Genomic DNA, 17,198 nt, shown 5'->3' on the forward strand with positions numbered 1-17,198 from the left:
CTTCCCTTCCCAATTGTTAACTCTATGTTTATATATCCATTGTAGCCAAATTATTCAAAAAAATATATAAATTAGTTAAAATACATTTATCAGCTTTTCATTGCTAAATATTGTCATAGATAATATTATATTAATAGGGATTTTTTCTAAGTAATTTAGGGGGTAATAACATGAAATTTGAGAATACAAATTTAGAAAACCATGTATTAAATGTAAATTTATTAACTGAAATCATGGAAGAATTAGGCTTTGTCCTTGCTGGTCAATGGGATTACGAAAGAGTAACTTACGATTATAAATTTGAACAACGTAATGAAATCTACTACTTACGCGTTCAAGGTTTCGCAGTAGAAGGACATGTAGAGTCAAGTAAAGGTAAAATCCAATTACTTACTCCACTTTTAGGTAAATACTATTATCCTCACGGTGTAGAGTACGGAGAAGGCGAAAACTTCCCTGAAAGTATCGTTGATAAAAGTAAAGAATTACTTAAAAAAGCTGAAGAGCAAATTTCTCTAGTAAGCAAGTTCATTATTCTATAATTATTAAAAAGAGTGAGTAAAAAGAAGTACAACTTCTTTTACTCACTCTTTTATTTTTAATTAAAATCCTAAAACAGCTTTAATAACTGAAGTAGTGTCTCCACCTTTGTAGAAAACGTATAATAAACAATAAACGAATACACCTGTAATTGCAGTAAAAAACCAAATAATACTAGTAATAGGTCCAATTTTTTTGTGTAGTTTTAATTTGTTTTTAAATCCTGAAATAATTGATACTAGACCAAATACTCCGCCTGTTGTAGCTAAGAATATATGGAAAAACAAAAATATATGATAATACAACTTTAAACTTTTCGGTCCCCCAAAAGAAGTATTTCCGATAAAGATTGTTCTAGTTGCGTATACAATGAAAAACGAGAGTGCAAAGACTCCAGCAAAGAACATAACTTTCTTATGTCCCTCTATATTTCTTTTTGCAATAAGAGACCAGCCGATCGCAACTAATATGGCACTAATTACAATAAAGCTTGTACTTATTGTTGGTAAAATTGGTAACGAATTCAAATTTTCCACCCCTACGATTTTTTAAGCAATAACGGATTACTACTGATTGGATCAATTTTATTTCCATTTTGTTCTCTTTTAGCCCATTTGAAAAAATTATAACCAATAACAGATCCATAAACTATTTCCTGGATAATTTTCATGATAACTCCGCCAACCTGCTGATCTTCCCTTGCTGACATAAAGTTAAATACTTCTGGACCTGAAATATTTAGTGATTTTAATAAATCTGGTGATACGCAAAGTTCCATCGCTTTACTCCATAACACTGGATCATTATAAGTCGCGTAAAATGGATGTCCTGCAAAAATAATAAGTGCGCATGCTGGTGTTAATAAAATACCATTTCCAAACATATAACCAATCTTTTGGATATCAGAAAGTGTTTGTCTTTCAGGTAAGTTATTAATAACAGGAAACCACATAAATACTGCCATAAAAAATAATATATTTGTAAATAAGAAATGATAGACATTATTCGTTTTTACAGTATCAAATACTAATGGATAATGGTAAATCGAAAATACTACATTAAAAATAAGTAAAGCTATTAATGGTTTTGTAGCAAAAGTAAAAAACGAATTAACGAATTTAGGTTTTAGTATGTTTCTCCATAACCAATCTGGAATACCATTAATAAGAAAGATCGGTGCAACTAAGTATAATACTGCCATTTCAGTCATATGTGCACTAAAAATTATATGACCAATTAAATCGATTGGACTGCCTTGTGCGGTGTACACTAACAAAATTCCAATTACGAAATACACCTTTTGTTTAGTCTCAGTAACATGGTTTTTATCTTTAAATTTATTAATTATGTAAAAATAACCTAAAATGACTAAAACTAAAAACACAAATAAATATGGACTCCAAAGTGCTTTAAACCCGAACATCCCTAAGCTAATCATGAATGCACACCCTTTAATTATTCTATTCACACTTATTATTTTTACCTAATGTTTAAATTAATATTGGACTATGTAAATATAGTGTAGATATAAGACCTTATTAAACAAAAAATTCACAAAGGCAAAAAAAATTTAAACATTACTTCTATCATATAATATTTAGTGAAATTATCCAAACTATTATACTACTAAATTATATAACAGTAATAACGGTTTATTCAAATTAAAATACGATTTGAAAACGTTATTCATTTTTAAATGATTGGTATTTATAGTGAATGAAAATCTAGGGTGCACATTTTCTGTGAGGTCCTACGGCATGTTGCTTTTCCAAAATGAGGCAAGCCTTTAAAATTCCAATCTACTTCTCTATTATTAATCATTCATTTTTCTCCTCGTTTTGACACTAGCAAAGCCAATGCAGCAGCCAAAAATCCAGCAGTCAGTTTACCGACAATCAGTGGAATGACAAAATTCTTCTCCTCACCCGCAACAAATCCTAAGTGACTGCCAAAAACAAATGCGCCGCTAACGGCAAATGCGGTATTTATGACTTTCCCACGGTCATCCATCTCATGCAGTGTCGCAAACATAGGGATGTGATGGGCGAAGGAAGCAATGAATCCACCTAATGCCTGTTGATTCATACCTAGCTTATTTCCGAGTAATGAAAAAGGCTTCTGTAATACTTTTACAAGCACAAAAACAAATGGAAACGCACCGGCAAGTATGATCGTTATTTTTCCAACTGTTACAAAACCTTCCGAAAGCGGCATCATACCTGGAATAATAACGATACCTGTTAAAGTTTTAATGATAATCGAGACAAGACCAATGATAATAACGATTTCAATTCCTTTTCCAAACCATTTAAAACCACGAATCATCACTGATTGAGCCGATAGCATGCCAATGCCAATCAAGACAGAAATTAGAATAGAAGGAATCAAATTTTTCAGCATCCAAATAAAACCAAATCCTGCAACGAATCCTCCCGCTAAACATCCAAATGGAATAGTCATTAGCCCAATTAAAATTCCTTTCGCAAAAAAGGGATGATCATTTTTATGAACAATGCTTAAAGCAACCGGAATGGTAAAAACAATAGTTGGCCCCATCATTGTTCCTAAAAACACCCATGAAAATAAAGCAGCATCACTTGATTGAGCCATTTCATTTGCTAATGAGTATCCACCCATGTCAAGTGCTAAAAACGCAGATGAAAACATCGATGGATCTGCTCCAAGAAATTGGTAAATAGGGGATATAATCGGTGTTAACCATTTTGCTAATACAGGAGATAGTGAGATCATTCCAACCATTGAAAGGGCAAGTGGCCCCATGGATTGGAAGGCTTCCTTAAATTTTTGTCCTAGTCCATACCGATTACCCATCAGATAATCGATTGCCCCTAGGATCATAAAAACTGTCATGATATATAAGATGATTTCATTCATATCGAATACTCCCCCATTCAAAAGAAAGGTCATCTTTTTAAAAATGCATTAGATGACCTGTTCAATATTTTTTATATAATAATTAATAGTTTATGAGAATGGAAAATGTTCATATCCATTACGCATTTTTGTTTAGTCCCCTACAATCATCAATTCTTTTGGAAATTTCGTTAATACTTCATACCCATTATCAGTAATGACGACATCGTCTTCAATACGTACACCACCGAGGCTATTAAGATAAATGCCAGGTTCAATAGTGATGACCATTCCTGATTTTAGTAAGCCTTCATTAACTTCATTTATAGAAGGTGCCTCGTGAATCTCAATACCTAGACCATGACCGATTCGATGTGGAAAAAAATCGCCGTAGCCAGCTGCTTGAATGACGCGTCTTCCTGAGAGATCAACATCACCAATTCTTGTACCAGGTTGAGAAGCTTCCACCCCAGTAAGATTGGCCAGTAAAACTGTATTGTAGATTTTAACGAGTTCACTACTAGGATTACCATACATGACTGTTCGTGTTATATCAGAGCAATATCCCTTATACTTCACCCCTATACGATTAAAATATCGACAGCACTCAGATCGGCTTAATTGACCCGCTCTTGCAATGTCGTCTAATCCTATTTTCTCAGAATAATGTAGGTGGATCCAATTTAACATTTGCTTCATTCGGTTACTCTTTACCACTACCGACTGTTCATACTCTAATTCAATCCCATTCATAATTATATTTTTCCAAATTAATGTAAGATGTAAGCTGACGTCGATTTCATAGAATGGGAAATTTTGTTTGATCATTTCATTGATTTTCAAAATATAGCGTAAAATGCTATTGGCCCATAGCTCCTTTGGATTTAAGAATAAAAAGGGTATATTAGTCGCCTGATAATAAGGCTTTACAAAGGTTGTATAAAGTTCTTGTGATAATACGAAACTTGGAGAAACATTTAAACAAATATAGGTACATTCTGAATCGTTCCGATCTTTTGCCATATGCAGGCAGCCACTATTTATAAAAATCCCTTCCCCCTCTTGAACAAAAATATTTTCTTCATTTATTTGAAAAATTGCTTCTCCTTTAACAATGTGAACAAACTGAAATTCATCATGCCAATGAAGTGGTATATAACTATTTATGTTTTGCTTAATCGTTGTTTCGTAACATGCAATTGGCAAAACAACAGTATGATGTTTAGTTAATTCTTTTAAACTTTGATCAACCATAAAATTTTTAATTTGCATTTCCCCATAACCACCTCAATATCCTTACATTTTTCCGTTCGATTTGAGTATTATTTTAGCGTTTTTCCACTTATCATTTAACATATTATAACACTATTTTTATATTTGAAGGTGGAGACTAAATCATGAATAGACGAAAGGGAATATTTCTTGTTATCACAGGGGCAGTATTTTGGGGGATTGGAGGTACAGTCGCAAAAAAACTTTTTCAACAGTATGAAATCGATGTAGATTGGCTGGTTACGATCCGATTGCTTATAGCTGGATTTTTACTCTTAGCCATTCAATATTTTAAAAAAGACCGTTCTCAGATATTTGGGGTTTGGAAAAATGGAAGGATCGCCATTCAACTTTTTATCTTTGGGGTATTGGGGATGCTAGCGGTTCAATACACATATATGGCTTCTATTGAACATGGAAACGCTGCTGTTGCAACACTATTACAGTATTTAGCACCTGTAATGATTATCGTATATTTAATTATCCGTAAAAAAACCGCACTAACACGAAGAGATTTGTTAACTGTGTCTCTAGCATTAATTGGAAGTTTTTTCTTATTAACAAACGGCTCAATCTCGCAATTATCTGTGCCAGCACTTGCAATCGCTTGGGGTGTATTATCTGGAGTAGCTTTAGCATTTTATACTTTATATGCCGTACCATTACTTAAGCAATATGACTCACTTGTTATTGTCGGTTGGGCTATGATTATCGGTGGCTTTGTATTAAGTTTTATCCATCCTCCTTGGCAAATGGACTATAAAAACTTAACGCTTGAAGCGATTTTATATTTAGTCTTCATTATCATATTCGGTACAATGATAGCATTTTGGTTCTATATAGAAAGTTTGCAAAGTCTACCACCTAAAGAATCAAGTCTGTTAGGAAGTATTGAACCACTAGCTGCCGTCTTAACTACAATCTTTTGGTTAAAAGAACATTTTGGTGTTTTCCAATGGCTTGGTACAGCTTGTATCATTGGAATGATATTAGTGTTGGCTTTGAATAAAGAGTCTTCCTCAAAAACTAGCCGCCCTCCTAATAAAAAAGAACCCCTTAGAGTTAGTTGAATCGAGGTAAAATGTGAAATTGGAGCTGATTAATCAGCTCCTAAATTATTGTTGAATAAAGGCAATACGTTAATTGCTTTAAGATTAACAATGATCTACACTATTTTCCCTTTAATAACGCATGCACTTGTTATGTATCAAAATTTATTCACAAATAACATAGTTGAGATGGAAATAATACTAGAGAAAACAATTATAGCCACTAAAAAAACACCTTTATATACAAGGCTATATTTTCTATGTCTAACTTTGAAACCAGCAACTAATTTTTCACAGTCTACGATTTCTCGACTTATTGATACCGGTTACCTAAATATCTTTTTCTGTACGTCTTGCCTTGCATTGGAATATCCATGAAACCTTGTGCACCCCAAATTATATGCTCTGTTACTTTATCAATACTACCAGTAAGCTCAACTTTTTCTTCCATTTCAATATCTTCATCTTTAGGAATTTCCATATCCATCGTTGAATCATCCCTTCTATTTTACTTATTAACCATAACCGATTAAGTACTCATTCTAAAATTATGTCGGCTTTATAGTTTTCTTCCACTGAACATTCTTATACCAATAAAAATGTCCATAGTTGAATTGGACCTTGATTTGATCCCATAAAGAAGATCAATGAAAATATAGTATTCTCGTTAAGTATTTCTTTAGTAATTTAGGGGATAATTTATAAGTCTAAAAAATTTACTAGGAGGAAATATTATTGATTTACTACAATAGGTTTGGTACAAAAAGAGAATTAACAGTAAGTGAAGGCGATCGTGTAGAAATTATTAAAAGAAGTGACATTTATTGTATTAATAAGGAAGAACCTATTTATCATTCTGGGACGATAACGAAAATTGGTTATGAAGATTTAAATAGAGCCCCAGAAAAAGAAGCTGTTGGTATTTGGGTAAAATTTGATAAGGATACCGTATTTAATGATGGCGAAGAAGAATTTATTGCATTAGCTGAGATAGAGGAATTGTTTAAGAAAATGTATGACATAGTTGGTTATGCTATGGTAAATGAAGGAGTTACGTTAAGCATTACAGGAGAAGGTATAAGAAAAATCATTAACTTTGATTACCAAGATGGAAGTTTATTACCTGTATCAATCCAAGATGGTAACGGAGTAGAAAAAGGAACTATTACTCAAGCTGATGAAGAATTAATTCAAGAACTCAAGAGTTATGGTACACCACAAAAGTACTTTCATTATGTACTTTCTCAATCTAAATAAGTTCCCTGCACCTAGTTCATAAAGTTGCTCAACAAAATGAATAGCATTAATTGTTTCACCGAATCTTTTAGTCGCAAATGCTGATGGATTATTATTACTTTTAAGCCACTCTAGTGCTTCAAATGTTTTCAATCAAATCATTCTACCTTATTTAATTTTTATGTTTATGTTAGGAGTTTGATATAAAAGAAAAATCTCCTACAAAATTAGATTCTATTTCAATTTTTTTAAAGTTCTACAATACAATCTTTCTTATCGAAACAAACTACAAGTAAGTCCCACAACATATCAGCAATCTACATAAACGAACATAAAAAAAGGAAGTGAATTAAATTCACTTCCTTTTTACATCATAACCAGATTAATGTTAAGAATGTTAATAGTGTAATTACAGCAACTGTAAGTCCTGAATATAGGAAGAACGCTTGTGTGCTGTGACCTTTATTTTTCATGTGCATGAAGTAATAAAGTTGGAACACTAGTTGTACTACAGCAAGTAATAAAATAAATGGTACTGTAAAGTATGGATCCATTTTATCTCTGTATAATACTGCTGCGAATGATGCAAGTGTTAAAATGATCATTAATGCAAATGAAATTAATTGTTGTTTCATTTCTTCTGCATGTTTACGTCTGTGATACTTTATTTCAACTTGATTTCTTTGATGAGAGTTTGTATTTGTACCCATTTTCTTATCCCACCATTCCCATTAAGTATACTACTGTAAAGATGAAAATCCATACTACATCGATAAAGTGCCAGTATAAACTTGCAACATAAAACTTCGGAGCGTTGTATAAATTTAAACCTCTTCCACCATTTCGAAGCATTAAAGTAGTGATCCATAGTAAACCAACAAATACGTGAGCACCATGAGTACCTACTAATGTATAGAATGAAGAACCAAATGCACTACTCTTAATTGTAAAATGATATTCGTGCATATAGTGTCTAAATTCGTAAATTTCTAATAATAAAAATCCTAGACCTAATAAAACTGTAATTCCTAACCATAGCATCATCTTTTTGTGTTCAAAGTTTTTCATGTGGTACATTGCATAAACACTTGTAAGAGATGAAGTTAAAAGTAACATTGTAGCAATGAATACTAATTTTGGTTCGAACATTTCTGCAGCACTTGCTCCACCAGCAGTAGAGTTTCTTAATGCTAAGAAAGTACCAAATAATGATGCGAATAATACAGTTTCTCCACCAAGAAATAGCCAGAATGCTAAGAACTTATTTTTACCTTCTTCTGTAGCTTTTTCAGGGTTGTGAGGAAACGTTTCAGCTGTAAATTTTTGATTCATTTCCATTATGCCTCAACCCCCTCATCAGCTATGTCTTCTTTATGGATATGGAATCCATGATCATCAATCCAAGAACGTAAGAACATTGAACCGAATGTAATAACTAAGCCAAGAATTAATACACCAACTGCAGTGTGATTCTTAAGTTGGTCATTATACAATGCCCCAAATGCTGCAATAAATAAGCCCACTGACATAACAAACGGTAAAATAGATGAGTTTGGCATATGAATATCACCTAGTGGTTCAGCAGGTGTCATTTTGCCGTCTCCTTCCATCTTTTCTACCCATAGAGCGTCTAATCCACGTACATATGGAATTTGAGCAAAGTTATATTCTGGTGCAGGAGAAGGAATTGCCCACTCAAGTGTACGACCTACACCCCATGCATCTCCAGCAGCTTTCTTACCTTTAATTGCTGTATAAACTACATTGATTAACATAACAATTGTAGCTAGACCCATGAACATAGCTCCGATTGAGCTGATCATGTTTCCTGTATCTAAGCCTTGTCCAGGTAAATATGTAAAGTAACGACGAGGCATACCCATTAAACCTAAGAAATGTTGGATAAAGAATGTTAAATGGAAACCAATAAAGAATAAAAAGAATGTAATTTTACCTAATGTTTCATTTAAGATTTTACCAAACATTTTTGGCCACCAGTAATGTGCACCGGCAAATAGACCAAATACTACCCCACCTACGATTACGTAGTGGAAGTGAGCTACTACGAAATAACTATCATGGAATTGATAGTCAGCAGGAGCTGCAGCGTTCATAATACCAGTTACCCCACCTAGTACGAATGATGGAATAAAAGCAACTGACCAAAGCATTGGTGTTGTAAAACGAATTTGTCCGCCCCACATTGTTAATAACCAGTTAAAGATTTTAACCCCTGTAGGGACTGCAATTGCCATTGTTGCAACAGCGAAAATTGCATTTGCTACTGCACCCAGACCGTCTGTAAACATATGGTGAGCCCATACCATGAATCCTAAGAAACCAATTAAAACTGTTGCGAATACCATTGAAGAGTATCCAAATAAACGTTTCTTAGAGAATGCTGGAATGATATCAGAGAAGATACCAAATGCCGGTAATATAAGAATGTAAACCTCTGGATGTCCGAAAATCCAGAATAAATGTTCAAAGATCATTGAGTTTCCACCTAAAGACGCATCAAAGAATGCAGTTCCAAATAGGCGGTCAAACATTAATAGCGCTAACCCGATTGTTAATGCCGGGAACGCAAATAAAATAAGTGCTGATGTTACAAATACTGTCCAAGTAAATAGTGGCATACGCATGTATGTTAACCCTGGAGCACGCATGTTAATAATCGTTGCTAGGAAGTTAATACCACCTGCTAATGTACCAATACCTGAAATTTGTAGACCTAATAAGTAGAAGTCTACACCATGTGATTTACTGTGTAGAGCTAGTGTCGCATAAGAAGTCCAACCTGCGTCAGGTGCTCCACCTAAGAACCAACTTAGGTTTAAGAAAACTCCACCAACGAAGAATAACCAGAAACCTAAAGAATTTAAAAACGGGAAAGCTACGTCACGAGCACCAATTTGTAAAGGTACTACCGCGTTAAAAAATGCAAAGATCATCGGCATCGCCGCTAAGAAAATCATTGTTGTACCATGCATTGTTAATACTTGGTTATAAGCATCACCAACTAAAAATGTGTTGTCTGGCTTAATTAATTGTATACGAATAAATAACGCTTCCATCCCACCAACTAAGAAAAAGAATCCGCCTGCAATTAAATACAGGATGGCAATTTTCTTATGGTCGACTGTCGTTAAGTAGTCCCACAATAGTGGTTTCTTTTTCGCTACAGAACTCACAGTATTACCCCCTTTGCTTCATATCCATTAATTTATTTTGCAATTTTTAAGCTAGTTAAGTATGCAGTTAATGCATCAATCTGATCAGCTGATAAGTCACCATATTTACCTGACATAAGGTTTCCTGGCTTCATAGCTTCCGGATTTGTTAACCATTTCTTGATGTTTGCTTCATTATTTTTAGCAATACCAGCAACCATATCACGATCACCGAAGTTAGCTAAGTTTGGAGCAAGTCGTGCAGCAGGTGGTCTTGTATCATTTGCATCTGCAGCATGACAACCAATACAGCTTTGTTTGAAGATTTTTTCACCTTCTTGTGCATCTGCTGTTACAGCTTGACCTTTCTGATTCTTCATATCAACTAACCACTTATCGTAGTCGGCTTGACTTACAACTTTAACTTTAAATTGCATTAATGAATGTGAAGGACCACAAAACTCTGCACAGAATCCATTATATGTACCTTCTTTATCAGCTGAAAGCCACATTTTGTTTTCGCCTTCAACGTTTGTATCAATCTTACCTGCTAATGATGGTACCCAGAATGAGTGTTTGATATCTTGACCTTTTAGGTTTAAGATAACTTTTTTACCAACTGGGATATACATGTCTTGAGAAGTAATGAATTTTTGTTTTGGATACTCAAATTCCCACCAGAAAAGATGAGCATTTACATTAATAACAATTGCATCTTTTTTCTTCTCATCTTTTGATATTTGCTTCTCATCTGAAAGCTTAAACGTTTGTGATACTGTTGGTACTGCTAAAATAATAAGTAAAATAACAGGAATAATTGTCCAAAGTAGCTCTAAGAAATGATTACCTTCTACTTGCTTTGGAATTATATTCTCTTGACCTTTACGGTGACGATATTTCACGATTACGTAAAGGAAAAGAACTGTTACTACAGCAACAACGAATACCATGATCAACGTACTTAGCTTCATAAGATCGTATTGCATTTTTGCTACTTCACCTTGAGGATTCAGTGTAGATTGATTTGCATGTCCACATGCACTCAAAATAACTGCTATCAAGGAAATTAGCGAGACTAATCGCCAATGTTTCATAAGTATACTTCCCCCTCTTTCAATTTAAAGTGTTTCATTCTTATTTAAAAATAAGATTAAACAAACAATAAAAAAATCCCCCGTAATACCCCTAATTAAAACGAAATTGTAAACACAATCATTGACATAAATAGAAGAGTTAAATAGTTAATGGAGTATATAAACATCAGTTTAGAGAACTTTTGATCATCCTTTTGTTTATAACAATATAATCCTAAAATAACCCATCCAATATTCAATATTGTTGCAAAAATAATAAATGGTAAACCTAGAGCTTGCATGTAAAATGGCAGTGGTAATAAACATAATACCCAGATCATCACTTGACGTTTCGTCATTTCAAATCCGTAAACCACCGGTAGCATTGGAATTCCCGCTCTTTTGTATTCTTCAGAACGTCTCATCGCAAGTGCTAAGAAATGAGGTGGTTGCCATATAAACATGATTAAAAACAGCATCCAAGCAATTGGATGCAAATTCGCATCGATTGCTGCCCATCCAATTAATGGGGGTGCTGCACCAGATATACTACCTACTACTGTGTTTAACGTGTAATTACGTTTCGTCCAAAGAGTGTATAGTACGATATATGTAAATGCACCAATAAATGCATATACAACAGCCATTAAGGTTGTGAAAGCCATAAATGTAAAGCCCACAATTAATAAAAGAATACCAATCGAAATTGTAACGCTTGGTTTAATATTACCGGTTACAGTTGGTCTGTTTTTAGTTCTCTCCATATACGGATCAATATCACGATCAATATAGTTATTGATTACACATGATCCCGCAATAATAAGTGATGAACCAATTACAGTAATAATTGCTTTTGGTAAATAATCTAATATATCTAATCCATTTATTTGGATTGCTAACCAGATACCTGTAAAAGTTGTCAGTATATTAGAGTTTACGATCCCAATTTTCATTAAAGAAAGTAAATCTTTCTTTAGTGAACTAGAAGGATGATTAGTTTCTTCGTTTTTAGAAACATTATTAGCTAATTGTTCCAAGTCAATCCTCCTCTTTTTTTTGCAAAACTTCATTTTTCATACCCATTTTTTAATGGTTCATAATGAGTTTTTAATTTAGACATACTTCTATTAAACTAAATTCAATGAAATTTTTGTGATAAATATATGAACAAATTGTGTACGTTTCAAAAAAATTTTAACGTAAACAGTCTATCTTTTCAATACTAAATACTATTTAATTATAAAATTAATTATTTCTATATTTTAAAAATGAATACATTCAAAGTTAAGAAAAAACAAATATTATGTCTAAATATGAAGGTTACCTTTGAATTTTGTGTCGTAATCTTATATGATATAGAAGTATTATTTACAGAATAATTTTTTTAATAATTAAATTTTAAAATTATTATTATTTTATAAAAGTGGGTGGATATACTTGCTACGTGTTTTAAAAGGGGTATCGTTAATTACCTCATTCATTCTTTTAATTGTTTTATTGGGTGGTGCACTCGTAACAAAGACTAATTCTGGACTCGGTTGTGGAAGATCATGGCCTCTTTGTAAAGGTCAAATCATTCCTGATCATCTAACTATTCAAACTGTCATTGAATTATCTCATCGTGCAGCATCAGGCCTTGCTGGGATATTTGTTTTATTATTAGCAGTGCTTGCTTGGATTGTCATTCCTCATAAAAGAGAAACAAAGTTTTTAGCAATCATTTCTTGTATTTTTCTAATTGCTCAAGCATTAATCGGGGCAGCCGCAGTTGTTTGGGGTCAAGTCCCAGCTGTAAAAGCAATTCATTTTGGTATTTCTCTAATTTGTTTTGCAGCTGTAGTCATGTTAACATTATTAATTTTTGAGCGTGATCGCAATTATCAAAAAAATTCTTTTTATGTCGGAAAAAGAATGAAACTTCATACTTATGGTTTATGGATTTATTCATACTTAGTAGTTTATACTGGCGCTCTTGTTCGCCACGAAAATGCTAGCTTAGCTTGTCCTAGCTGGCCACTATGCAGTAAAGCAAACAATGGATTTCCTACACAAGTTCATGAATGGATTCAAATGGGACATCGATTCGCTGCTTTTCTTTTATTCGTCTGGGTAATTATTGCATTTGTACATGCTTTTAAATACTATCGTAATGAACGTGGCATTTATTTTGGATGGTTTGTATCTTTAATTCTTGTTACTCTTCAAGTAATTTGTGGAGCGGTTATAGTTATTACAAACCTAAATATTTATGTTGCATTAACACATGCTATATTAATCTCATGCTTGTTTGCGATCTTTAGTTTCCAAAGTTTAGTTTGTACAAGAAGTAAAAACTCAAATTCTGAGTTACTTCAAAATAAAAATATCTCTTAAAAAAGGTATTTCTTCCACTTAATTGTAGAAGAAATACCTTTTTTTACATTAAAAATGAAAGCGAAGAAGAGGTGCCCTTTAACTGCAGCTTCTCTCACTTCGCTATACATTGTACTTTTTATCTTTGATCTAGTTCTATTAGTAGATCTCCTGTAGAAATACTTTCTCCTGATGTAATCAGAATATCTCTTATTTCACCTGTAAACGGAGATTGGACTGTTGTTTCCATTTTCATCGCTTCTGTAATTGCTAAAGTTTGACCTTTTTCAACTACATCGCCCTTTTTAACAAGTACATTTAAAACAGTACCAGGCATTGTTGCGTTAATATGGTTTGGATTACTAGTGTCCCCTTTTCTTTTTTGAACGACAGTAGATTTGACTGAGTAATCTTTAACCACTATTTCTCGAGGCTGACCATTTAATTCAAAGTATATCACTCTTGTTCCATCAGGCTGAGCTTGACCAATCGAAACAAGTTTAACAATCAGTGTTTTACCACGTTCAATATCTACTTTAATCTCTTCATCTAGTTTCATTCCATGGAAGAAAGAAGGTGTATCAAGTACAGATAAGTCCCCATAGCTTTCTACATTTTTTTGATAATCCATAAATACTTTAGGATATAGGCAATAAGCTAATATATCAAAATTAGTTACCTGGCGATTTAACGTCTTGAATAAATACTCCTCAACATCTTTAAAATCAATCGGTTTTAAAGTCTCCCCAGCTCTTTCAGTTAATGGCTGTCTACCTTTTAAGATGATGCGTTGTAAACTCTTTGGAAATCCTCCATGAGGTTGTCCCAATTTTCCTTCAAAAAATTCTATTACTGAATCAGGAAAATCGATATTTTCTCCTTTTTCATATACAGAATCTTCGTCTAAATTATTTTGAACCATAAATAATGCCATATCTCCAACTACTTTAGAAGATGGTGTTACTTTAACGACATCTCCAAATAGTTGATTTACCCTACCATACATATCCTTAACTTCTTCAAATCGTTCTCCTAAACCAACACCTTTAGCTTGTTGTTTTAAGTTAGAATACTGACCACCTGGCATTTCATGTTGATAAACCTCTGTGTGTGGTGAAACCATACCACTTTCAAAACTACTATAATACTTACGAACGCCTTCCCAGTAAGTTGATAACTGCTCTAAGCCGTTTATATTTAAGTTTGTCTCGTTATTTGAACCTTTTAGAGCATAATATAAACTATTTGCACTTGGCTGAGAAGTTAATCCAGACATACTTCCAATTGCGATGTCTACAACATCTACGCCAGCTTCTATTGCTTTTACATATGTGTATAAACCATTTCCACTCGTATCATGAGTATGTAAGTGGATTGGTAGATCTACAGTATCCTTCAATTCACTAATTAACGTATAAGCAGCCTGAGGCTTTAATAAACCAGCCATATCTTTAATAGCTAAAATATGTGCACCAGCCGATTCTAAATCCTTTGCAAGCTCTTTATAATACGCTAGATTATATTTTGTTCTAGTCGGGTCTAATATATCTCCTGTGTAACAAATCGACGCCTCAGCAAGCTTTCCACTCTCTCTTACAGCATCTATTGCGACTTCCATCCCTTTAATCCAATTTAGACTATCAAATATTCTAAATACATCGATTCCTGCTTGAGCCGATGCTTCAATAAACTTTTTAACAAGATTATCAGGGTAATTTTTATATCCAACTGCATTTGATCCACGTAAAAGCATTTGGAATAATACATTTGGAACTTGTTCTCTTAAATTTAATAATCTTTCCCATGGATCTTCATTTAAGAATCGATACGCTACATCAAAAGTCGCTCCACCCCACATTTCCATAGAAAATAAGTTAGGTAATAATTTTGACGTTTGTTCTGCTACTGTAATTAGGTCTTTTGAACGAATTCTCGTTGCAAGCAGTGATTGGTGAGCATCCCTAAAAGTTGTGTCTGTAAATAAAACATTCGGTTGATTTTTTAACCACTTCGAAAATTCATCAGCACCTAATTTATCTAGTAATTGTTTCGTTCCACTTTCAGCACTTTTAATATGATTTACATTAGGAATGATAATATCATCATAAGCTGGTTTTTCTTTAATCGAAATACCTGGAAATCCATTCACTGTTACATTGCCAATATAATTTAATAATTTTGTTCCACGGTCTCTTCTTTTTGCAAAAACAAATAATTCCGGAGATGAATCTACAAATGAAGTATTATACTCACCAGATAAGAAATCTGGGTGTGTCGTAACATTTTCTAAAAAAGGAATATTTGTTTTAATCCCACGGATACGGAATTCTTTTAAATTTCGATTTAACTTCGCAATTGCGCCTTCGAATGTCAATGCATGAGTCGTTACTTTTACTAATAATGAATCATAGTAAGGTGTAATAACAGCACCTTGGAAGCTGTTTCCCGTGTCTAACCTTACACCAAAACCTCCACCTGAACGATATGCCATAATTTTTCCTGTATCAGGCATAAAATTATTTAGTGGGTCCTCCGTTGTAACACGTGCTTGAACTGCAAAACCAATTTTTGGAATCTCATCTTGTAATGGAATTCCTACTTTATCACTATGTAAACTATTACCTTGTGCAATTAAGATCTGTGTTTGAACAATATCAATTCCTGTAATCATTTCAGTAATTGTATGTTCAACTTGTACACGAGGGTTAACCTCAATAAAATAAAAATCATTACCTGAAACTAAAAATTCAACTGTACCAGCGTTTACATATTCTACTTCTTTCATCAATTGAACAGCTGCATCACAAATTCTATTTCTTAAATCTTCACTAATCGAAGTACATGGTGCAACTTCAACTAATTTTTGATGTCTTCTTTGAATTGAACAATCGCGTTCAAACAAATGAATGATATTCCCTTGGTTATCTCCTAATATTTGAACTTCAATATGCTTTGGATTTTCAATATACTTCTCAACATAAACTTCATCATTACCAAAAGCAGCTTTTGCTTCAGACTTAGCACGCTCGTATGCATCTTTTAATCCTGCATTCGTACGGACAATCCTCATTCCACGACCGCCGCCACCTAGAGCAGCTTTAATAATAATCGGGAATCCATAAGTTTCACCAAATTCCTTTACATCATCCAATGAGTTTACTGGTCCATTGCTGCCTGGAATGATTGGCAAATTAGCTTGAAGAGCTTGCTGCTTCGCTTTAATTTTATCTCCAAAAATATCTAAGTGTCTTGAATATGGCCCGATAAAAATAATGCCCTCTTCTTCACATCTCTGAGCAAATTTAATATTTTCTGATAAGAATCCATATCCTGGATGGATTGCATCTACATTGTTTTTCTTTGCAATTTCAATAATACCTTCAATATCTAGATAAGCATCAATTGGCTTTTTACCTTTTCCAACTATGTATGCTTCGTCAGCTTTATAACGGTGATATGACCCTTCATCTTCTTTAGAATAAATACCAACTGTTCTAATTCCTAACTCAGTGCAAGCTCGAAATACTCGAATTGCAATTTCACCTCGGTTAGCAACAAGAACTTTTTTAATCTGTTTCGTGTAAGTCATTTGTGTAAGCCTCCTGTATTTATGAAAGATAATTATCAAT

Annotated in this window: 15 protein-coding genes; 4 read left to right on the forward strand and 11 right to left on the reverse strand. The window is 33.4% G+C overall.

Features of this window, described 5'->3' with window-relative positions; translation table 11 throughout:
- The first annotated feature begins 170 nt into the window (after positions 1–170).
- The gene (locus CN946_RS14905; protein WP_069035575.1) at positions 171–542 is read left to right on the forward strand and encodes a YugN family protein; all 372 of its coding nucleotides are present in this window, start codon (positions 171–173) and stop codon (positions 540–542) included.
- A gap of 60 nt (positions 543–602) precedes the next feature.
- Here the strand turns inward: CN946_RS14905 and CN946_RS14910 are convergent, their stop codons facing one another.
- From CN946_RS14910 to CN946_RS14925, 4 genes are all read right to left on the reverse strand, one after another.
- On the reverse strand, positions 603–1,067 hold the full coding sequence (locus CN946_RS14910) for a DUF420 domain-containing protein (RefSeq protein WP_098427073.1): 465 nt from the start codon (positions 1,065–1,067) through the stop codon (positions 603–605).
- 11 nt (positions 1,068–1,078) lie between these two features.
- Positions 1,079–1,978, reverse strand: a complete 900-nt coding sequence (gene ctaG, locus CN946_RS14915; protein WP_141437780.1) for a cytochrome c oxidase assembly factor CtaG — start codon at positions 1,976–1,978, stop codon at positions 1,079–1,081.
- 383 nt (positions 1,979–2,361) lie between these two features.
- Entirely contained in the window at positions 2,362–3,435 is a 1,074-nt protein-coding gene (gene eutH / locus CN946_RS14920) for an ethanolamine utilization protein EutH (protein WP_098861883.1), read from the reverse strand.
- A gap of 132 nt (positions 3,436–3,567) precedes the next feature.
- Positions 3,568–4,686 (reverse strand): M24 family metallopeptidase, encoded by a 1,119-nt coding sequence (locus CN946_RS14925; RefSeq protein WP_098861884.1) that lies wholly within the window; start codon positions 4,684–4,686, stop codon positions 3,568–3,570.
- A gap of 125 nt (positions 4,687–4,811) precedes the next feature.
- Between CN946_RS14925 and CN946_RS14930 the strand changes: the two genes are divergently transcribed.
- Positions 4,812–5,756 (forward strand): EamA family transporter, encoded by a 945-nt coding sequence (locus CN946_RS14930; RefSeq protein WP_098861885.1) that lies wholly within the window; start codon positions 4,812–4,814, stop codon positions 5,754–5,756.
- A 292-nt stretch (positions 5,757–6,048) separates the two neighbouring features.
- On the opposite strand, the gene CN946_RS23515 is transcribed toward CN946_RS14930, so the two are convergent.
- Positions 6,049–6,222: a hypothetical protein gene (locus CN946_RS23515; protein ID WP_176547330.1), complete on the reverse strand. Its 174-nt coding sequence runs from the start codon at positions 6,220–6,222 to the stop codon at positions 6,049–6,051.
- 248 nt (positions 6,223–6,470) lie between these two features.
- Here CN946_RS23515 and CN946_RS14935 point away from each other — a divergent pair, with 248 nt between their 5' ends.
- Complete coding sequence (locus CN946_RS14935; protein ID WP_098861886.1) at positions 6,471–6,992, forward strand: hypothetical protein; 522 nt, start codon at positions 6,471–6,473, stop codon at positions 6,990–6,992.
- A 350-nt stretch (positions 6,993–7,342) separates the two neighbouring features.
- Here the strand turns inward: CN946_RS14935 and ctaF are convergent, their stop codons facing one another.
- The 5 genes from ctaF to cyoE form a co-directional block, all read right to left on the reverse strand.
- Positions 7,343–7,681, reverse strand: a complete 339-nt coding sequence (gene ctaF, locus CN946_RS14940) for a cytochrome c oxidase subunit IVB (RefSeq protein WP_088013071.1) — start codon at positions 7,679–7,681, stop codon at positions 7,343–7,345.
- A 4-nt stretch (positions 7,682–7,685) separates the two neighbouring features.
- On the reverse strand, positions 7,686–8,309 hold the full coding sequence (locus CN946_RS14945; protein WP_088013072.1) for a cytochrome (ubi)quinol oxidase subunit III: 624 nt from the start codon (positions 8,307–8,309) through the stop codon (positions 7,686–7,688).
- Positions 8,309–10,165 (reverse strand): cytochrome c oxidase subunit I, encoded by a 1,857-nt coding sequence (gene ctaD, locus CN946_RS14950; RefSeq protein ID WP_098861887.1) that lies wholly within the window; start codon positions 10,163–10,165, stop codon positions 8,309–8,311. The genes CN946_RS14945 and ctaD overlap by 1 nt, the downstream gene beginning before the upstream one ends.
- A gap of 32 nt (positions 10,166–10,197) precedes the next feature.
- Entirely contained in the window at positions 10,198–11,238 is a 1,041-nt protein-coding gene (coxB, locus tag CN946_RS14955) for a cytochrome c oxidase subunit II (RefSeq protein ID WP_098861888.1), read from the reverse strand.
- 95 nt (positions 11,239–11,333) lie between these two features.
- Complete coding sequence (cyoE, locus tag CN946_RS14960; protein ID WP_286133938.1) at positions 11,334–12,254, reverse strand: heme o synthase; 921 nt, start codon at positions 12,252–12,254, stop codon at positions 11,334–11,336.
- A 400-nt stretch (positions 12,255–12,654) separates the two neighbouring features.
- On the opposite strand from cyoE, the gene CN946_RS14965 reads away from it, so the two are divergent.
- Positions 12,655–13,590 (forward strand): COX15/CtaA family protein, encoded by a 936-nt coding sequence (locus CN946_RS14965; protein ID WP_098861890.1) that lies wholly within the window; start codon positions 12,655–12,657, stop codon positions 13,588–13,590.
- Positions 13,591–13,708: 118 nt separating this feature from the next.
- Here CN946_RS14965 and pyc read toward each other — a convergent pair whose 3' ends face one another.
- Entirely contained in the window at positions 13,709–17,158 is a 3,450-nt protein-coding gene (gene pyc, locus CN946_RS14970) for a pyruvate carboxylase (protein WP_098861891.1), read from the reverse strand.
- Positions 17,159–17,198 lie beyond the last annotated feature (40 nt).

This window comes from Bacillus sp. AFS053548 (assembly GCF_002575105.1).
In the GTDB taxonomy this organism is placed as follows: Bacteria; Bacillota; Bacilli; order Bacillales; family Bacillaceae_G; genus Gottfriedia.